This is a genomic window from Luteimonas mephitis DSM 12574 (genome assembly GCF_000422305.1).
Classification (GTDB): domain Bacteria; phylum Pseudomonadota; class Gammaproteobacteria; order Xanthomonadales; family Xanthomonadaceae; genus Luteimonas; species Luteimonas mephitis.
The window spans coordinates 15,947-35,109 of the sequence record NZ_AULN01000017.1; the positions used below are offsets into that span (position 1 = coordinate 15,947).

Consider the following 19,163-nt stretch of genomic DNA (forward strand, 5'->3'; position numbering starts at 1 on the left):
CTAGGCCGCCACGAACGGCAGCAGCCGCCAGAACCCGATGCCGGCGAGCAGGCCGGCGACCGCGCCGGCGACGAGATCACGCGGAACATGCCGCGCCAGCACCAGCCGCGACCAGGCCACCGCGCCCGCGAACGCAACGCCTGTCGCGCAGGCCAGCCACGACAGCTGCACCAGCAACATCGCCGCGTACATCGCGAAGGCGACGTGCAGCGACAGCTTGCACCAGCGTGCGGACAGCATCGCCGCTGCGACCAGCAGCGCCGACAGCCCCAGGCCGAGCGCGAACTCGCGCTGCGGCGACAGCATCCATGCGATGACCGCGGCGGCAGAAAACAGGGCCAGCAGGAAGCGGTTGAGCGTGCGTCGCTCACCGCGGCCGCTGGCATCGACGTGCTGCCAGCGGTTGCGCCGCACCTGCCAGTGCGAATACGCCATCACGCCGATGGCGATCACGCCCAGTCCCAGCGCCAGCACCGACAGCCGCGTGGCGCCGGCGCCGTCGTTGCCCGCCAGCAGCAGCGCGGCCACCGGCAGCGACAGCAGCGGATGGCCAAGGATCGACAGGGTGCGGGCGAGCCGGTTCGACATCCGGCAAGCATAGCGCCCGGACTCGCAGGGGCTGCGACTGTCCGGGCGCTGAATGCACCCGCAGTTGTGTCATCCGCGCTGACGTACGGGCGTTGATACCCGCGATGGCGGCACCGTCGCTGCCGGAATGGAGACATCGATGAACCACAAGATCCTGTTCGCCACCGTGGCCCTGGCCCTGGCTTCGGCCGGCGCGGCCGCTGCACAGTCGACCGCAGCCACGCCCGACAAGGCCGGACACCACATGCGCCTTGATACCAATGGCGATGGTGCGATCGATCGCGCCGAAGCGGCGGCTTCGCCGCGCCTGGCCGAGCGATTCGACCAGATGGACAAGGACAAGGACGGCAAGCTGCTCGTGGGCGAGCTCCCGCGCCATCAAGGCTGGCGCCATCGTGGCCATCGTGGCCACGACATGATGATGAAGCTCGACACCGACAAGGACGGCCGCATCAGCAAGGCCGAGGCAGCCGCAGAGCCGAAGTTCGCGGAGCGCTTCGCGAAGATGGACGTCAACAAGGACGGCTACGCCGACCGCGCGGATTTCCAGGCGCGCATGGAACAGCGGCGTGGCGAATGTTTCGACAAGGCCGATCTCGACAAGGACGGCAAGCTCAGCCGGGTCGAGTTCTCGAACATGCGCGAAGTCTGCGCACCGAAGCATGACCGGAAGGGAATGCACGCCGGCAAGGGACAGGGCGCCGAACTGCCGGTGAAGTAGGCGCAGGACGCGCAGCAGGGGAGGCCCGCGTTGCAAGACGCGGGCTTTTTGCGTCCTGCACGGACCGCGGTGCAGTGTTGGAGAACAGGGGCGCGGGGGGAGACCGGCGTGGTGTGGCGCGGCGCGCGGATGGCCGCGGGGCGCTTCCATGAAGCGGAACCTGCATGGCCGCCGAAAAGCCGGTCGCGCCCCAGGCTTGGGTTGCCGCGCCGATGTCAGAGGTGGCCGGAAGAGACCAGGCCGACGATCAGGCCGCCCAGCCCGCAGGTGCCGCCAACGATGGCGCCAATCCAGCAGTGGATGCGTTCGCGCCGCCGTCGCCTGGCCGCGGCGACCGGATCGCGCTGCGCCTCGAGCGCGTGGCGTCGGCGCAGCGCGCGCGGCTGTACCACCAGGGTCTGGTGGAAGATCACCGCCATGAAGCCCAGCGTGAGCGCAATCGAAGCGCCCACCAGCAGCGGCCCGCGGGCGTGGGATGCCACGAGTACCAGCAGGACGACGAAGCCGATCGATGCCAGCGAGTTCACCACCGCGCTGCGGGTCAGTGCGCGGCGCTCTTCGTCGTCGATCGCGCCCTTGAGCTGGCTGCGCAGGCCAAGCCAGATGCCGGCGAACGCGCCCACGATGCCGATGCCGATGCTGCCCGCGGCGCCGAGTACGAGCTTGCCGGCGGTCTTGGCGCCGCCGGCCGCCGCGACTGCCAGGATCCCCTTGGCCGCGACGGGCGGGCTGGCAACCACCAGCGCGCCGGCGATGACGGCCGTGAACGCGGCCGTCGGCGCGCTGCTGCGCGCGAACTCGCCAAACCGCTTCACCAGGTCGTCGCGCAGCCCTTGGCGTGCGCGCGACAGGCGCTTGCGAACGGCTGCATCCGAGAGGCCGAGGAGAGCCGCGACCTGCTGCGAGCTCTGGCCCTCGCGGTAGTACAGCAGCAGGACTTCGCGGCTGTCTTCGGGAAGCGCGGCGATCAGCTCCGCGGCGGCCTGCTCGCGCTCGTCCTCGACCAGCTGCTGCACCGGCGTCGGCGACGGATCGGCGGCCAGCGAGATCGCGATCTCGGCGCCCTCGCCGTCGAGCGGCCGATGGCGGTTCGCGCGCAGGTGGTCGCGGGCGAGGTTGCGGGTGATCTGGCGCAGCCAGGGCAGGAAGCTGGACGGGTTCTGCAGGCGCTTGAGGTTTTGCCAGGCGGCGAGGAATGCGTCCTGGGCGATGTCCTCGCTGGCCGGCACGTCGCGGGTGATCGCGAGCGCCACCGCGGTGACGACGTTCTGGCAGGCCGCGACGATGCGGCCGTAGGCAGCGCGGTCGCCGCGTGCGGCGGCGGGCAGCTCGTTGCGGATGAGCAGGTCGATGGCTTCGGCGTTCATGGTGGTGTTTGCAGTGCAGTCGACCATCAGGACGTGGCGCCTGCCCGGATGTGACCGATCCGACCCTGCGGCGAGTGGCAGGATAAACCAGCGCCGGTCTGGGAGCCCTGGCGTCGCTCGACCGTGATTCCCGCGTTCGCAGGATGATGGTCGATGCTGCGCGCGGGAAGCTGCGCAGCAGGCAGCTACAGCGGCTGCACGATCCGCCAGCCATCACCCTCGCGGCGCACGTCGTACCACTGCGGCACGCCTTTCGCGCCCACCCGGCGGCGCTGCAGGAAGATGGTGCCGGTGCCACTCGCGTTGGCCTCGTACTTGCCGACCGCGACCAGTTGCGCCGCGGGCCCGCCTTCCGCCGTGGCCGGGCATTGCGAGGCCGGCAGCACGCGCCCCGGCGTGGGCGGCAGCGCGGCCAGCAGGGCCGGGGAGGGGTCGGCGCCGTCGATGGCGATGCAGGCGACGTCGCCTGCGCGCCGCGGCAGCTCGCCTCGCAGCAGCGCGATAGCCAGCGAATCCGGGGTGGCGGTATTGCCGCGCAGCGGCAGGTCGGCGGGCATGGGCGTGACCGTCGCGGCCGGCGCCGACGACTGCGCGGTGACCGGCGGCGGGGTGGCGGGCGGCGGCAGGGTCATGTACGTCAGCGCGATGATCGCCGCGATCACCACCAGCAGGCCGAGCTTGATCCGCGACGCGCGCCGCTGCGCGTTGCTGCGCCCGCCCGGGTCAGGCGCGGTGCCGCGGAAACTCATCGCCACGTAGCTGTCCGGCGCGTTGCGCGAGGAATCGATCAGCCCGGCCTCGCGCAGCATCGCGCGCGCCCTGGGCTGGTCCTCGGAGCGGATGATCCACACCGCCGGCTTCGGCCCGCCCTTGTCGCGATAGGTGAAATTGCCGCGGATGCTGCCCTTGTACGAGCGGCCGTTGGTGATCCGCACCTCGATCCCGGCGTCCTCGAGCAGCCTGGCCACCTGTTCGACGTTCTCGAGCCGCGCGCTGGTGAAGACCTGCCTCATCGCGCGCTCACTTGCTTGCCGGCACGTGCGCGGAAGACTTGTCCGCGGTGACGCGGATCAGGCCTTCCTGCGCGGTGCTGGCGACCAGCTGGCCGTGCCGGTCGTAGATCAGGCCGCGCGCGAGCCCGCGCGAGCCCTGCGCGCTGGGGCTGTCGATCGAGTACAGCAGCCAGTCGTCGGCGCGGAACGGGCGGTGGAACCACAGCGCGTGGTCGAGCGAGGCCATCTGCACGTTCGGCTGGTAGTAGCTGATGCCGTGCGGGAAGGTCGCGGTGCCGAGCAGGTGGAAGTCCGACGCATAGGCGAGCAGGGCGCGATGCAGCTCCGGCGCATCGCCGACCTTCTCCGCCAGGCGGAACCAGACCTGCTGGAACGGCGGCCGCTTGGGCGGGTTGAGCTCGTCGCGCGGGTAGACGTGGCGGAACTCGAACGGCCCCATGCGGTCGAGCCAGCGCTGCACCTTGGTCGGCAGCGTGGCCAGCACCTCCGGCGGGATCGCCGGCGCGGGCTCGATGTCTTCCGGCTTCGGCACCTCGGGCATCGACAGCTGGTGCTCGCCACCATCCTCGTGTTCCTGGAACGACGCGGCGCAGAAGAAGATCACCTGGCCGTGCTGGATCGCGGTCACGCGGCGCACCGAGAACGTTCCGCCGTCGCGGGTGCGGTCGACGTGGTAGACGATTGGATGCTCGATGTCGCCGGCGCGCAGGAAGTAGGCGTGCAGCGAGTGTGCGTCGCGCGGCTGTTCCATGGTGGCCTGCGCGGCCGACAGCGCCTGCCCCAGCACCTGCCCGCCAAACACGTACTTGGTGCCGATGTCGCGGCTCTGGCCGCGGAACAGGTTGTCCTCCAGCCGTTCCAGCGAGAGCAGCTCGATCAGCTCGGAAACCACAGGTTGCAGGGGAGGGGACATGGCGGGCCGGCGGAAGGGTCGCGGCGATTATACGGGCGTGGGATGGACAGGCCTGCGGCACGCCTTTCGTGCGAGATCGCAGGTCGGGGTTACGCCCCCGACGCACGGAGTTTCGCAGGCGTCGGGGGTGTAACCCCGACCTGCATGCGCTCCAGCCGCACTTCGTCCAGCACGCGTTGCCAGGGAAACAGCGGCCCGGGGTCGCGCTTGCGCGGCACCAGGATGTCCGGGTCGTCGCTGGCCGGCACCATCGCCGTGTCCAGGTCCTCGTGGCCCGCAATCAGGCGCAGCGAAGGCAGGTCTGCCCGTAGCGCGTTCAGCAGTGCGATCAGTGCGTCGACCTGTGCGTCGGGATACGCCTCCTCCATCGCCTGGTGGCGCGAATCCAGCCAGTGCGGCCAGCGACCGGCGTTGACCAGCTCGATGCCGATCGAGCGCGGGTTGTAGCCGCGGACATGGTGGGCGATGCGGTCGGGCGCGATGTAGCGCTGGCAGCGGCCGTCGCGGTCGATGTAGTAGTGGCCGCTGTTGCCGGTGCCCCCGCTTCCATCGGCACGTGCGGGGTAAAGCACGCGCTCGCCGTACTCGCGCGCGGTGGTCAGGTCGGGCAGTTCGGTGCAGTGGATGACCACCAGGTCCACCTGCGACAGCGGGCGCGCTTCCAGCCGGCTTTCGTAGGCCAGCGGAAACACCTGCGGCGCTTGCGAATCAGGCTTGGTCGGCATCGTGCGATGCTAGCATCCGCGCATGAGTACACGCGGCCACTGCATCCTGTCCCACGGTTTCGAGAGCGGCCCCGACGCGACCAAGGTCACCGCACTGGCCGACGTGGCCGAACGCCTCGGCTGGAGCCACGAGCGCCCCGATTACACCGACCTCGATGCGAAGCACGAGGTCAGCGCACTGGGCGACGTGCCGGTGCGGCTGCAGCGCCTGCTGTCGCTCGCCCGCGCCGCCGCCGCGCGCGGTCCGGTGGTGCTGGCCGGCTCCAGTCTCGGCGCATGGATCTCGGCGCGGGCATCGCTGGAGATTCCGGTCGCGGCGCTGTTCCTGATGGCCCCGCCGGTGGGCATGGACCCCGCGCCGCCGCTGGAGGCGGCGGCGGTGCCGATGTCGATCATCCATGGCTGGAGCGACGAGTTGATTCCGGCGTCGCAGGTCGTCGAGTGGGCGAAGACGCGCCGCGCGCGCCTGCTGCTGGTGGACGACTCGCATCGGCTGGCCGGCCATGTGGAAGCATCCGCGGAGGCATTCGCCGCGCTGCTGGCGGGGCTGTGATGCGGAGGCCTTTCCCGGCTCGTCCCGGACCCGTCTCCCGGTGTCGTCATCCACGCGAAAGCGGGAATCCGGCGTATGTGGCTGCAGGAAGCCGAGCGAACCACGCTGCGGGACGGAGCGGGACCGGCGGAAGCAATCGACGCGCCAGCGCAGTGGAAAGGCGGGAAACCCCATGAAATTCTTCGCCTCCTGCGCCAAGGGCCTCGAATACCTGCTCACTGACGAACTGCTTGCGCTGGGCTGCGCGCGCGCCACCGCAACGATCGCCGGAGTCAACGTCGAGGGCACGCTGGAAGACGCACAGCGCGCGGTGCTGTGGTCGCGGCTCGCGAGCCGGATCCTGTGGCCGCTGGCTGAGTTTCCCTGCGAGGACGAGCATGCCTTGTACCGCAACGTCGCCGTGCTGCCGTGGCGCGAGCATCTCGACGAGGGCATGACCCTGGCGGTGGATGCGCACGTGTCGGGCGACGCGATCACCCACGCGCGCTACGCCGCGCAGCGAGTGAAGGATGCGGTAGTGGACACCCTGCGCGAGGCAACGGGTGAGCGGCCGTCGGTGGACGTCGAGGCGCCGGACCTGCGCCTGAACCTGGTGGTGCGCAAGGGCCGGGCGATCCTCTCGGTCGACCTGGGCGGCGGCCCGATGCATCGCCGCGGCTGGCGCCGCGCGCAGGGCGAGGCGCCGCTGAAGGAAAACCTCGCCGCCGCGGTGCTGCTGCGCGGTGGCTGGCCGCAGGTCTACGCCGACGGCGGCGCGCTGCTGGATCCGATGTGCGGCAGCGGCACGCTGATGATCGAAGGCGCGCTGATGGCGGCGGACGTGGCGCCGGGGTTGCTGCGCCACGGCGACGTGCTGCCTTCGCGCTGGCTCGGCTTCGACGAGAAGGCCTGGGCGCGGATGTACGCGCAGGCGCACGAGCGCGAGCGCGCCGGCCGCGGTGCGCTGCGCGACGTGTTCGACGGCAGTGACAGCGACCCGCACGCGATCCGCGCAGCGCGCGAGAACGCGACCGCCGCTGGCCTGCGGGACGCGATCCGCTTCGACGTGCGCGACATGGCCGCGCTGCCGGTCCAGTCGGTGCCGCGCGGGCTGGTCGTGTGCAACCCGCCCTACGACGCGCGCCTTGCGGCCGACCCGGCCCTGTACCGCACGCTGGGTGCCGCGCTGCAGCGCGCGGTGCCAGGCTGGCGCGCAAGCCTGCTGTGCGGCGACGCGACCCTGGCACACGCCACCGGCCTGCGTGCGACGAAGAAGTACCAGCTGTTCAACGGGACGCTCGAATGCAGCCTGATCGTCTGCGATCCGCTGCGGCTTGCCCCGCGCGAGGATGCGCAGGCGCGCGCGCTGTCCGACGGTGCGCAGATGCTGGCCAATCGCTTGCGCAAGAACCTGCGCAACCTGAAGTCCTGGCGTACGCGCGAAGCGGTGGAATGCTTCCGGGCCTACGACGCCGACCTGCCCGAGTACGCCGCCGCGATCGACGTCTATTCCGAGGCTGACGATCCCGATGCCATATGGCTGCACGTGCAGGAGTACGCCGCGCCTGCGGAAATCCCCGAAGCCGACGTGCGCCGCCGCTTCGGCGAAGTGCTGGCGGCCGCGCGCGAAGTGTTCGGCGTGCCGCGCGAGCGCGTTGCCACCAAGACCCGGGTCCGCGGCAAGGGAGGCAGCAAGTACGCGCAGGGCGCCGGCCTGGGCCCGCGCGGCGAGACGTTCGTCGTGCGCGAAGGCGCGGCGCGGCTGCGGGTGAACCTGTTCGACTATCTCGACACCGGCCTGTTCCTCGACCACCGCCCGCTGCGCCAGCGCATCTTCCGCGAGGCGCGCGGGCGCCGCTTCCTCAACCTGTTCTGCTATACCGGCGCGGCGACGGTGCAGGCCGCGGTGGGCGGCGCGGCGTCGACCACCAGCGTCGACCTGTCGGCCACCTACCTGCAGTGGCTGTCGGACAACCTGCAGGGAAACACGTTCGACGGGCGCGCCATCGGCGGCGACGCACATCGCCTGGTGCAGGCGGATGCGATGGCATGGCTGGAAGCCGACCTTGGCCGCTACGACCTGATCTTCTGCGACCCGCCGACGTTCTCCAACTCCGCCCGCGCCGATGATTTCGACATACAGCGCGAGCACGTGCGCCTGCTGCGCGCGGCGGTGGCGCGGTTGTCGCAGGGCGGCATCCTGTACTTCTCCAACAACTTCCGCCGCTTCCGCCTGGACGCCGAAGCGGTGTCGGCGTTCGCAGATTGCGAGGACATCAGCGCGCAGACGATCCCGCAAGATTTCGCCCGCAACCCCCGCATCCACCAGGCCTGGCGCCTGCAGGCGCTGTAGGCCGGGATACCGCCCCGACGGCTGTTCGCCACGTTGGCACGCCCGCTCCAGGCCCCCGCCAACCCGTAGGAGCGCCCCATGGGCGCGATCGCTTCCCACGAAGAACGATCGCGCCCATGGGGCGCTCCTACGGGGGCGGTACCCTGCGTTCCAGCCATGGCGCTGGTCCGGGCGCGTCATCGCCCCGATCCATGGCCCATCGCATTCCATCGGAGCATTGCCATGCAGACCACCACCCACGCCCGCGTCATTCGCCAGGTGCGCGGTGCCGCCACGTCCGATGGCGCCGGGGTCAAGCTCACCCGCGTGATCGGCGGCCCGGCGCTGCCCGACCTCGATCCGTTCCTGCTGCTCGACGAGTTCGGCACCGACCGCGCTGAGGACTACATCGCCGGCTTCCCGAGCCATCCGCACCGCGGCTTCGAGACCGTGACCTACATGCTCGACGGCCGCATGCGCCACAAGGACAACCACGGCAACGAAGGCCTGCTGGTGCCCGGCAGCGTGCAGTGGATGACGGCCGGCCGCGGCCTGGTGCACTCGGAGATGCCCGAGCAGGAAGAAGGGCGCATGCGCGGCTTCCAGCTGTGGGTGAACCTGCCGGCGAAGGACAAGCTCACCGACCCGCGCTACCAGGAGTTCGAAGCTGCGCGGATACCGGTGGTGCAGCCGGCCGCGGGCGTCACGGTCAAGGCCATTGCCGGTGAAGTCGGGGACGGCCGCGGAGGCAGCGTGCGCGGCCCGATCGTGCAGCCGGCGACCGATCCGCTGTACCTCGACATCGCGCTGGGCGCGGGCGCGCAGTGGCAGTACGCGCTGCCTGAAGGGCACAACGCCTTCGCCTATGTGTTCGAGGGCGATGCCGCGATCGGCGACGGCGAGGATGCGCGGCCGCTTGCGACCCATGAGATGGGCGTGCTGGGCGGCGGCGACGTGCTGAAGCTTCAGGCCGGCAAGGCCGGCGCACGGCTGATCCTCGTTGCCGGCCGGCCGTTGCGCGAGCCGGTCGCGCGGCATGGGCCGTTCGTGATGAATACGCGGGAGGAGTTGATGCAGGCGTTTGTTGATTTCCAGGAGGGGCGGTTCTAGGCCGTTTGGGGCTGTTGTTCTGCGTTGGCCCGTTGCTTTTGGCTTCCGGGCATCTCCAGGTTGTTCCAGGCCCTTTTCCCGTTTGCGGGTGAGAAGGGATGCTTGCGAGCCACAGGCTTGGGTCGCGATGAACGGCCTCGCGTTGGCGCGGGTATTGGGCGCGGAGCGACGTGGCGCGAAGTGCCGGATGAAGGGGCCAGTGCAGCGAACTGCTTTCGCGTCGCAAGCTGAAAAGCGTTTCGCGCCGTGACGGCGCGAGTCACCTTTCTTTGCTTGTGCAAAGAAACGTGACCCAAAGAAACACACCCGCCTGCGCGCCCGGTGCTGCGCACCGGGTTCGCGGAGCCGGCGGGAATTTTCGGATGGGGCATCCTGCCCCAGCCGAAAACGCCGCACATCCATGTGCGGCGCCCTGCGGGTTTTACCCGCCGTCTCCGCCGCTCCGGAGGGGCCCCGGAAAATCAACGGCGCAACGGCAACAGCAACAGCGACAGCGACAGCAAAAGCGAAAGCGAAAGCGAAAGCGAATTCACCACCTTCTGGATTTGATAATGGCTGGCGCAGCGCGGCTTGTGCGCCGTAAAGAAGCGAAAGGGGCCTTGCGGCCCCTTTCGTCGTTTATGAACCAGGAATCGTGGATCACGCGTCCCCGACCACGTCCGGACGGTGCTGGCCGAGCCAGCGGTACGCGATGCCGCCGATCAGGCCGCCGAGGATCGGCGCCAGCCAGAACAGCCACAGCTGGCTGATCGCGCCGGAGCCGACGAACACCGCCACGCCGGTCGAGCGCGCCGGGTTCACCGAGGTGTTGGTGACCGGAATGCTGATCAGGTGGATCAGGGTCAGCGCCAGGCCGATCGCGATGCCGGCGAAGCCGGCCGGGGCGCGGCCGTGGGTGGCGCCCATGATCACGATCAGGAAGAACGCCGTCATCACCACTTCGCACAGGAACGCCGCGGCCACCGAGTAACCCTGCGGCGACAGTGCCCCATACCCGTTGCTGGCGAATGCGCCGGCGGCGTTCGGGTCGATGGCGAAGCCGGCCTGGCCGCTGGCGATCTGGAACAGGATCCAGCCCGCCGCGAGCGCGCCCACCACCTGCGCCACGATGTAGGGCACCACGTCCTTGACCGGGAACCGGTCGCCGGCCCACAGGCCGATGGTGACCGCCGGGTTGAAGTGCCCGCCCGAGATATGGCCGAACGCGTAGACGCCGGTCAGCACTGTCAGGCCGAACGCCAGCGCCACGCCCATGTAGCCGATGCCGAACTGGTAACCGTCGGCCCCCACCACGTGCGCCGCAAGCACCGCCGCGCCACAACCTCCCAGTACCAGCCAGAACGTGCCGAGAAATTCGGCCGCAAGTCGTCTCGTCATCTCGGTTTTCCCCGTGAATGGCCCGCAGCAGGGCCGGGAAGAATCGTGGAGCAATCGGCTGGCGGAAATGTTTGCGCCGTGTGAAATGGCCAGGGCCATCTGCGGGCGGGTGCGCGGCCCCATGCCGGCGCCGGGCACCCGGACGCCACCGCGGAGGCGGTGGCGTCACGTGGCCATGGAGGCCGTCAATTGCTGCTCAGCTGCGGTCCGCGGAAACGCAGCGACTGGGCCTCGAGCAGCGCGTTGGTCAGCTCGGCTTCGGAGTTGGCGCGCAGCGAGATGTGGGCGACGCGGCCGCCGTCGAGTTCGATCAGCGTTTCGCGGACCTGGGTGTCGGGTGATGACGCGATCTCGCCGCGGTACCAGCGCGTCTCGTGCCCGTCGATCATGGCTTCCTCGGCACGGTTCGCGCGCCTGGGCTCGAACGGCGAATCCTTGGAGATGGTGACGGCGAAGACTTCGGCGCCGTCTTCGCGCAGCGCCTTGCAGAAGACGAAGGCGTCGCCGGCCATCGCTTTCCAGGACAGGCCGCTGTCGCTGGGCAGCAGCGGGCATTCGGCCGATTGCGCCTGCGCAGCGCCAGCGGCCAGCAGGCAGGCCAACGGAAGTATCCGGAGCAGGTTCATACGCACCCCCTTGCGCACGGGAACAGCTGTTTCCCGAACATAGTTGACGGCAGTCACGGATGCAAACCGTGATGCGCCTCACATTCTGTTCAAGCGCGCTTCATCGCTCCGGCAGCGGGATGAACTCGTCGTCGCCGGGCACCTGTCCGAAGCGGCCGCCGAGCCAGTCCTGCTTGGCCTGCTCGATCCGTCCCTTCGACGACGATACGAAGTTCCACCACAGGTGGCGCCGGCCGTCGAGCGGCTCGCCGCCGAACAGCATCGCCTTGAGCGGGGTCTTCGCCCGCAGCACCGGCCGCGTGCCGGCGTCGAGCACGACCAGGTGGCGCGCGGGGATATCGGCGCCGTCGAGCTGGGCATCGCCTTCGAGCACGTACAGCGCGCGTTCGACGGCGCGGTCGTCGATGGCGATTTCGGCATCGGCTGCAAGGTCGACGGCGACGTTGAAGGTGTCCGCGAATACCTTCACCGGTGACTCCTCGCCCCACGCGCGACCGGCGACCACGCGCAGCAGCGCGCCCCCGCGTTCGATGCGCGGCAGGGTGGCGGCGCCGTGGTGGTGGAACTCCGGCGCGACCTCCTCCGATGCCCTGGGCAGCGCGACCCAGGTCTGCATGCCATGGAGCGGATGTTCGCCCTCGCGCAATGCCTGCGGCGTGCGTTCGGAGTGGGCGATGCCGCGGCCGGCGGTCATCCAGTTGACGTCGCCCGGGGTGATGTCCTGGTCGGAGCCGAGCGTGTCGCGATGGCGGATCGTCCCGGCCCACAGGAAGGTCACGGTGGCCAGGCCGATGTGCGGATGCGGGCGCACGTCGATGCCAGCGCCCCGCTCGAACACCGCCGGGCCCATGTGGTCGACGAACACGAACGGGCCGACGCTGCGTGTCTCGATCGACGGCACCGCGCGCCGTACCTGGAAGCCGCCGAGGTCGTGCACGCGCGGGGCGATGATCGTGGTCATGGGCAGGTCCTCGCAAAAGCCAGGCGCCAGCATCGCACCAACCGCGCCGGCATCGCGAGGCAGGCGGCGCAACGCAGCATTCCGGGGTGCGGACCCAGTCGGTGTAGGAGCGGCTTCAGCCGCGAGCTTCTGCCGGCACCCACCAATGGGCTTGAAACGTGGTTCACCTGCGTGCCGCGCCGAACGCTCCTCAGGGCAGCGTTTCGAGCTTGAGCTGCGCCTCCGGTTCGGCGCCCTGCGCCAGCGACACCAGGGTCAGGCGGCGGCCGCCCAGGTCCTTGCTGCGGTCGCCGCGACCTGTGTGGAGGCTGAACGATTCCGGTTTGGCCGCGGCATCGGTGGCCCATTCGAAGACGACCTCGGCGTCGCCCGCCCACACGCACTGGCGGCCGGGCTTGCAGCGCGAGTCGTTGGTGACGCGCACGTAGCGCAGCGTGCTGCGGTCGGCGAGCGCGACCCGCTCGCCGGTCGCGAGGGTGAACGTTTCGCCGTCGGCCACCGCGCGCTGGTCGCTGGCGTCCGCAGGCGGCGTCGAGCATGCGGCGAACAGCAGGGGCAGCAGGCCGGCGACGGCGGCGGCGTGGGGCAGGAGCGTACGCATGCGGAAACGTCCTTGAACGGGGGAATGCCCGATTCTAAGCAGGCCCGCCTCGGTCGGGGGTGAATGCAGGCAGTGGCGCAAGCCGGTTGGCGTCAGGCGCCGCTGGCGCTGTCTTCGCTGCGGCGTGCTTCGCCGCGACGCGAGGCGAGCCGGTCGGCAAGTCGTGTCGGCTCGGGCAGGCGATAGCCGCGGGTGAAGCGCATCACCAGGTCCGCGGCCGACGCCATCGACACGCGGTGCCCGGGCGAGACGACCAGCGGATTGCACCGGAGCTTGCTGCGCAGCAGCCAGCCCAGCTGCGTGCCCTGGCTGCGCAGCGGCGTGTAGGCGCCGCGCACCTCGTGCGGCTCCGAGCCGCTGCCGACCAGGATTTTCTTCGCCACGCCGATGCTGGGCAGGCCGGTGATGACGCCGAAATGCGCTGCGATGCCGAGCCGGCGCGGATGGGCGATGCCGTGGCCGTCGACGAAGGCCAGGTCGGGCGCCCGCGGCAGCGCCTCGAGCGCCAGCAGCAGCGCCGGCAGTTCGCGGAACGACAGCAGCCCGGGAATGTAGGGCATCCGGGTGGGGATGCGTGCGACTTCCGAGGCGAGCACCTGCAGGCTGTCGGCGTCGAGCAGCACCGCCGCCGCGCGGGTGGTCGCGCCGTCGTCCTCGAATCCCACGTCGAAGCCGGCGATGGTGCGCAGCGGCCTGGCATAGCCGTCGCGCAGCGTGACCCGGTCAGCGAGCTCGACCTGCAGCGCGCGCGCCGCGGCGATGTCGCCGTCCCAGTCCGCCATGCCCGTGGTGGTGGTGCCGGCCACCTCAATAGCGCCGACGCGACAGCACCGGCGGCGCATCGCCGTCGATGCGGATTTCGAACAGGTTGCCGTAATCGCTCTCGTCGATCGGCGCGACTTCGCATCCGCACAGCACCGAGACAATGCCCGGCACGGTGTTGCTGTGGCCGACAACCAGCACGGTGCCCCTGGCATGGCTGCGGCGCAGGCGCGCAGCGACTGTCTCCGGCGGCGCGTCGGCGTCGTACGAGGTGATGCTCAGGTCGTGCTGGGCGGCGGTCGGCGCCGCGGTGTCGCTGGTCCTGCGGTACTGGGTGGCGTAGGCGGCGACCACGTCGCGGGAACGCAACAGCCCGGCCAGCGCCTCGGCCCGGGCGAGGCCCGCGTCGCTCAGCGAGGGGTCGCGCGGATCATCGGTGGCTTTCTCCGCGTGGCGCACGACCACGTAACTCACCGACGACGAAGGCGAGGACAGCGAGGTGCAGCCAGCCAGCGCAAGCACGCAGGCGGCGATCAGGAGGCGGAACGGAACTGGCATCGGTCGGGTCTCGGTTCGGGTCCGGTGGACGGAAGCGGGCGTGCAACCCGCTGGCCCTGGTCCGGGGCATGCGCGCAATGCGAAGCCCGGCGGCGCTGCAGGCGGATCGACGGCCCATTGTCCGACATCGCGGCCATCGATGCGGGGCCGCCCGCGGGACGGGTGCGGCCGCGGCGGCGCAACCCGGTGCCCGTTCGTCCAGGCCCGGTCCGCCGTTCACGGCTCGAGGCAGACCCGGTTGCGCCCTTCCTTCTTGGCCCGGTACAGCGCGGCGTCGGCGGCGGTCATCAGCCTTACCCGGTTGTCGCGCACCGGCGACAGGTCGGCGATGCCGATGCTGACGGTGATCCGCTGCGGCTCGCCGCCGGGCGAGAAAGTGGCCGCGGCAACCGCCGAGCGCAGGCGCTCGGCGAAGCTGTAGGCGGCGCCGGCGTCGCACTCGGGCAGCAGCACCGCGAACTCCTCGCCGCCGATGCGCGCGGCGATGTCGTCGTTGCGCGCGTGGTGGTGGACCAGGTCGGCGATCTGCCGCAGCACCTCGTCGCCGGAAATGTGGCCGTAGCGGTCGTTGACCGGCTTGAACAGGTCGACGTCGATGATGCAGATCGTCAGCGGCCGCTGGTGGCGCAGCGCGCGCGCGATCTCGCGCTCCATCTGCTCGATGAAATGACGCCGGTTGCACAGGTCGGTCAGCGGGTCGCGGGTGGCGAGCTGGTAGATCTCCTCGTGGTAGTTCGCCTCCACGCTGGTGTGGCTGATGAACTTGAGGATGCTCTCGCCGACGGTGACGTGGTCGCCGTCGGCCAGCGTCGCCTCGGCGACCGGCACATCGTTGACGCGGGTGGCGTTGGTGGCGCCCAGGTCGCGGATGCGGTAGTCGTCGCCGTCGCGCCAGATATGGCAGTGCTCGCGCGACACGCTCTTGTGGGCGATGCACAGGTCGGCATCCTGTGAACGCCCGACCAGCACGCGCCCGTCGTCGACGTCGGCACGGCTGCCCAGGCCCATGCCGTGGATCACGACCACGCATGCCGAACGTGGCGGCGCGTTGTGCGGGCCGTCGCTGAGCAGCGTGCGTTGCGTGGTTTCGGACGGGCCGTTGCGGTTGTCCATGCGGCTCGGGCGCAAACAGGACGTGCAGTGTAGCCATAATCCCGCGGCGGGGCAGGGTGCTTCCGGTAACATGCGGGGCCTGCGCACAGGGGAGCAGGTCATGACCACGCCCGTCGGGGACGATCCCGATCGTACCGAACTGCTCGCCACGCGCGGGCCGTCGGCGGGCGCCGCCGACCGCGACACGCTTGCGCCGGGCGCGCGCCTGGGACGCTACCGCATCGAGGCCGTGCTCGGTCGCGGCGGCATGGGCGACGTGTATCGCGCCGAACAGCTCGAGCCGGTGCGCCGTACGGTTGCGATCAAGCTGCTGCGCAGGCGGCGCCTGGACGCGCGGCACCTGGCGTACTTCGAGGTCGAGCGGCAGCTGCTGGCGCAGATGCGGCACCCGGCGATCGCGCAGGTGTTCGACGCCGACACCACCGCCGACGGGCATCCGTTCCTCGCGATGGAGTTCATCGCCGGCAGCCCGCTGACGCGGTTCTGCGAAGAGCATGCGCTGTCGCTGCGGCAGCGGATCGAACTGATGATCCGTGTCTGCGAGGGCGTGCAGCACGCGCACCAGAAGGGCGTGGTGCACCGCGACCTCAAGCCCGGCAACCTGCTGGTGGACCAGGTCGACGGCCGCGCGCTGCCGAAGATCATCGACTTCGGCATCGCCACCGCCTCATCGATGGCCGAGGGCCGCGAGGTCGCCGGCACGCCCGATTACATGAGCCCGGAGCAGGCCGGCGGCGACCAGTCCCTGGTCGACACCCGCAGTGACGTGTACTCGCTGGGCGTGGTGCTGTACGAGGTGCTGACCGGCCAGCGCCCGGAGACGGCCGGCGAAACGCTGGTCGCCAGCACGCGCACGCTGCGCCTGCCCTCCGAGCAACTGGCCACGCTGCCACCCGGCGACGCCGACCGCATCGCGCGCGGCAACGGGCTGCGCCTGGCCGACATGCGGCGGGTGCTGCGCCACGAACTGGACTGGGTGGTCGCCAGGGCGATGCAGCACGATCGCAACGACCGCTATCCATCCGCGGCCGCCCTGGCCGACGACCTGCAGCGTTTCCTCGACGGCAGGCCGCTGTCGGCGGTGCCGGCCTCGCGTCGTTACGTCTGGGGCAAGTTCGTGCGCCGCCACCGCGTTGGCCTGGCGGCTGCATCGCTGGTCCTGCTCGCACTGCTCGGCGGGCTCGCCGTGTCGCTGTACGGGCTGCAGCAGGCGCGCGCGCAGCGGACCATCGCCGAGCAGCGCAGCGCCGAGCTGGAGAAAGTGGCCGCGTTCCAGCAGTCGATGCTCGAAGGCATCGACATCGAGGCAATGGGCGCCGGCATGGCCAGCGGCCTGCGCGGGCAGGTTGCCAGGACCTCGCCGGCGACGCGCGCAGCGGTCGAGGACACGCTCGCCCATGCCAGTACCGCCGACATCGCCCGCAACCTGATCGACCGCAACATCCTTGCCGGCGCGGAAACGGCGATTGCCCGCGACTTCGCCGGCGAACCCGCCCTGGCCGCCAACCTGCGCGAATCGGTGGCCCGCGTGCGCGATGCGCTGGGACTGCCGGAGGCCGCCGCCGCCGGGTTCCGCGAAGTCGCGGATTACCGCGAAAAGGCGCTGGGGGCGGCCGCCAGGCCGACTCTGGAAGCGCGCCAGCAGCAGGCATCGGCGATGCTGCTGGCCGCCCAGGCGAAACCGGCGATGGCGCTGCTCCGGCGCACGCTGGCCGATGCATCGGCGCTGCCGCCCGATGATCCGCTGCGCATTCGCCTGGAAATGGACCGCGCCGGCGCGACGTCCGCGCTCGGCGACCGCAAGGCGGCGCGCGAAGCGCTGGAGGCGTTGTACGCACGCAGCCGCGCGACCCGCGGCGAGCGCGACCCGATGGTCATGGAAGTCATGAACAGCCTTGCGATCCTGCTCGGCCGCATCGGCGAGGCGAAGCTGGGCCGCGACTACATGGAGCGCCTGGTCACCATGCGCCGCGAAGTGCTCGGCGCCGACCACAAGGACACGCTGTCGGCGCTGCACAACCTCGCGGTGATGCGGATCATGACCGGCGACAGCGAAGGCGCGCTGTCCCTCCAGCGCCAGCTGGTCGAGACGCAGACGCGCCGCCTCGGCGCCGAACACCCGCAGACGCTCACCGAGCGCGGCAACCTGGTCAGCATGCTGATCGACAGCGGCAAGGCGGAACAGGCGCTGCCGATCTCGCTGGCCGTGGTGGAGGCCGATACCCGCGTGCTTGGCGCCGACAGTCAGCAGACGCTGCGCGCCAAGCTCAACCTGTCCAGCCTGTACGCGCGGCTGGGACAGTTCGACAAGACGCTGGCGATGCAGCAGGAAGTCATCGATGCGCGGACGCGGCTGCTCGGTCCGCGCCACCCGGACACGATCTACATCCTGGTCAACCACGCCGCCACGCTGATGCAGGCGGGCCAGGCGAAGCAATCGCTGGCGCTGCTGGGCAGCGTGCTGCCTCTGGCGCGCGAGGTGCTGGGCGACCGCCATCCGCAGTCCCAGGCGGCGATGGACATCCGCGGGCAGTCGGCCGAGGAGACCGGCGACACGGCGCTGGCGATCGCCAGCTACCGCGAGCTGCTCGCAATGCGCAGCGCTTCGCTGGACGCGGGCGATCTCAAGATCGCGGACGCCGCGTGGAAGCTGGAAGGAGCGCTGCTCGTCGCCGGACAGGATGACGAGGCGGCGCGCATCCGGGCCCGCTACGTCGTGCCGCTGCTGGAGGCGCCGGAGGCGGAGCTCGACGAGCGGCAGAGGAAATTCGTGGCCGATGTCCGTCGCATCGAGGCCGAAGAGGCCGCGGCCGCGCAGGAAACGGCGAAACACTGACCTTGCAGCTGCAGGAGCGGCCCATGGCCGCGAGCGCTTCGAGAGCGCTGGCCGGCCGGGAAGGGGTTGCGGCCATGGGCCGCTCCCGCGCACGTGGCTACTCGGCGGGCTTGGCCGCCTCGACCGGCGCATTCGTCGCCGCACGCCGCGCCAGCTGCACCTCGCGGTGGGCGATGTAGGCGTTGGCGATGAAGATGATCGCCGCGCCGATGATCGTCCAGCGGCTCGGGTCCTCGCCGAACAGCAGCCACGCGGCGAACGCCACCAGCGGCAGCTGCATGAAGCTGATCGGGGTCAGCGCGGAGACGTCGCCGAGCTTGAGTGCGCGCGTCCACAGCAGCTGCCCGCCGGTGCCGAACGCGCCCAGTGCGATCACCCACAGCCAATCGATGCCCTGCGGCCATTGCCATGCAGGCAACGCCGGCAGCAGCGACAGCGGCACCCAGAACAGGTAGGTGTACAGGACGATGGTGTCGGCCGGATCGACCCGCGACAGCTGCTTGATCTGGATCGCGACGATGGCGCTGAGCACCGCCGCCGACAGCGCCACCAGCGTGCCGAGGCTGAAGGATGTGCTGCCAGGCTGCACGATCACCAGAACGCCGATGAAGCCGATGATCACCGCGCTCCAGCGGCGCATGCGCACTTTCTCGTGCAGGAAGATCACCGCGGCGATGGTGACGAACAGCGGCGCGGAGTACGACAGCGAGATCGCCTGCGCCATCGGCAGGTGGCCGATCGCCCAGAAGCCGCAGAGCATCGAACCCACGCCGATCGCGCTGCGCAGCAGGTAGCGCGGCAACTGCCGCGTGCGCAGCACCGCCGGGCCGCTGCGCCACAGGAACGGCAGCAGCGCGAGCAGGCCGAAGAAGTTGCGGAAGAAGGCGATCACGGTGGTCGGCAGCGTGTCCGACGCCAGCCGGATCATCACCGCCATGGCGCCGAAGAACATCGTGCTGCCGATCATCAGCAGGGCGGCGCGGGCGTGGGGCGTGGAGGGCATGCGGGGGCGCCGGGTGGGAGTGGTT

19 protein-coding genes are annotated in these 19,163 nt (G+C 70.4%); 6 read left to right on the forward strand and 13 right to left on the reverse strand.

The window, feature by feature from the left end; translation table 11 throughout:
- Complete coding sequence (locus H570_RS18155) at positions 1-588, reverse strand: phosphatase PAP2 family protein (protein WP_051176202.1); 588 nt, start codon at positions 586-588, stop codon at positions 1-3.
- Positions 589-727: 139 nt separating this feature from the next.
- On the opposite strand from H570_RS18155, the gene H570_RS0107000 reads away from it, so the two are divergent.
- Positions 728-1,309 carry an EF-hand domain-containing protein gene (locus H570_RS0107000; RefSeq protein WP_027080111.1) on the forward strand — a complete coding sequence of 194 codons (582 nt, stop codon included), beginning with the start codon at positions 728-730 and terminating at the stop codon, positions 1,307-1,309.
- Positions 1,310-1,524: 215 nt separating this feature from the next.
- Here H570_RS0107000 and H570_RS19545 read toward each other — a convergent pair whose 3' ends face one another.
- The 4 genes from H570_RS19545 to H570_RS16760 all read right to left on the reverse strand — a co-directional run bounded on the left by H570_RS19545 (position 1,525) and on the right by H570_RS16760 (position 5,327).
- On the reverse strand, positions 1,525-2,676 hold the full coding sequence (locus H570_RS19545; protein WP_027080112.1) for a sigma-70 family RNA polymerase sigma factor: 1,152 nt from the start codon (positions 2,674-2,676) through the stop codon (positions 1,525-1,527).
- 185 nt (positions 2,677-2,861) lie between these two features.
- Positions 2,862-3,689: a hypothetical protein gene (locus H570_RS18160; protein WP_051176204.1), complete on the reverse strand. Its 828-nt coding sequence runs from the start codon at positions 3,687-3,689 to the stop codon at positions 2,862-2,864.
- A 7-nt stretch (positions 3,690-3,696) separates the two neighbouring features.
- Entirely contained in the window at positions 3,697-4,602 is a 906-nt protein-coding gene (tesB, locus tag H570_RS0107015) for an acyl-CoA thioesterase II (protein ID WP_027080113.1), read from the reverse strand.
- An 89-nt stretch (positions 4,603-4,691) separates the two neighbouring features.
- On the reverse strand, positions 4,692-5,327 hold the full coding sequence (locus tag H570_RS16760; RefSeq protein ID WP_051176205.1) for an N-acetylmuramoyl-L-alanine amidase: 636 nt from the start codon (positions 5,325-5,327) through the stop codon (positions 4,692-4,694).
- Positions 5,328-5,349: 22 nt separating this feature from the next.
- On the opposite strand from H570_RS16760, the gene H570_RS0107025 reads away from it, so the two are divergent.
- From H570_RS0107025 to H570_RS18875, 4 genes are all read left to right on the forward strand, one after another.
- Entirely contained in the window at positions 5,350-5,880 is a 531-nt protein-coding gene (locus tag H570_RS0107025; protein ID WP_027080114.1) for an alpha/beta hydrolase, read from the forward strand.
- Positions 5,881-6,052: 172 nt separating this feature from the next.
- Positions 6,053-8,212, forward strand: a complete 2,160-nt coding sequence (gene rlmKL, locus H570_RS0107030; protein ID WP_027080115.1) for a bifunctional 23S rRNA (guanine(2069)-N(7))-methyltransferase RlmK/23S rRNA (guanine(2445)-N(2))-methyltransferase RlmL — start codon at positions 6,053-6,055, stop codon at positions 8,210-8,212.
- Between the two features lie 222 nt (positions 8,213-8,434).
- Positions 8,435-9,301 carry a pirin family protein gene (locus tag H570_RS0107035; protein WP_027080116.1) on the forward strand — a complete coding sequence of 289 codons (867 nt, stop codon included), beginning with the start codon at positions 8,435-8,437 and terminating at the stop codon, positions 9,299-9,301.
- Positions 9,302-9,622: 321 nt separating this feature from the next.
- Entirely contained in the window at positions 9,623-9,850 is a 228-nt protein-coding gene (locus H570_RS18875) for a hypothetical protein (RefSeq protein WP_156899884.1), read from the forward strand.
- A 90-nt stretch (positions 9,851-9,940) separates the two neighbouring features.
- Here the strand turns inward: H570_RS18875 and aqpZ are convergent, their stop codons facing one another.
- The 7 genes from aqpZ to H570_RS0107070 form a co-directional block, all read right to left on the reverse strand.
- Positions 9,941-10,678, reverse strand: coding sequence for an aquaporin Z (gene aqpZ, locus H570_RS0107040; RefSeq protein ID WP_027080117.1), 738 nt, complete (start codon positions 10,676-10,678; stop codon positions 9,941-9,943).
- 185 nt (positions 10,679-10,863) lie between these two features.
- Entirely contained in the window at positions 10,864-11,304 is a 441-nt protein-coding gene (locus tag H570_RS0107045; protein WP_169447743.1) for a hypothetical protein, read from the reverse strand.
- Between the two features lie 100 nt (positions 11,305-11,404).
- A complete protein-coding gene (locus tag H570_RS0107050; protein ID WP_027080119.1) occupies positions 11,405-12,265 on the reverse strand; it encodes a pirin family protein in 861 nt (286 codons plus the stop codon).
- A gap of 190 nt (positions 12,266-12,455) precedes the next feature.
- Positions 12,456-12,866 carry a hypothetical protein gene (locus tag H570_RS18165; protein ID WP_051176206.1) on the reverse strand — a complete coding sequence of 137 codons (411 nt, stop codon included), beginning with the start codon at positions 12,864-12,866 and terminating at the stop codon, positions 12,456-12,458.
- Positions 12,867-12,958: 92 nt separating this feature from the next.
- Complete coding sequence (nfi, locus tag H570_RS0107060) at positions 12,959-13,648, reverse strand: deoxyribonuclease V (RefSeq protein WP_036135569.1); 690 nt, start codon at positions 13,646-13,648, stop codon at positions 12,959-12,961.
- A 25-nt stretch (positions 13,649-13,673) separates the two neighbouring features.
- The gene (locus H570_RS16770; protein ID WP_051176207.1) at positions 13,674-14,186 is read right to left on the reverse strand and encodes a SixA phosphatase family protein; all 513 of its coding nucleotides are present in this window, start codon (positions 14,184-14,186) and stop codon (positions 13,674-13,676) included.
- Positions 14,187-14,402: 216 nt separating this feature from the next.
- Positions 14,403-15,299, reverse strand: a complete 897-nt coding sequence (locus H570_RS0107070; protein WP_036135511.1) for a GGDEF domain-containing protein — start codon at positions 15,297-15,299, stop codon at positions 14,403-14,405.
- 100 nt (positions 15,300-15,399) lie between these two features.
- Between H570_RS0107070 and H570_RS0107075 the strand changes: the two genes are divergently transcribed.
- Positions 15,400-18,135 carry a serine/threonine-protein kinase gene (locus H570_RS0107075; protein ID WP_027080122.1) on the forward strand — a complete coding sequence of 912 codons (2,736 nt, stop codon included), beginning with the start codon at positions 15,400-15,402 and terminating at the stop codon, positions 18,133-18,135.
- A 97-nt stretch (positions 18,136-18,232) separates the two neighbouring features.
- Here the strand turns inward: H570_RS0107075 and H570_RS0107080 are convergent, their stop codons facing one another.
- Positions 18,233-19,138, reverse strand: a complete 906-nt coding sequence (locus H570_RS0107080) for a DMT family transporter (RefSeq protein WP_027080123.1) — start codon at positions 19,136-19,138, stop codon at positions 18,233-18,235.
- Positions 19,139-19,163: the final 25 nt, after the last annotated feature.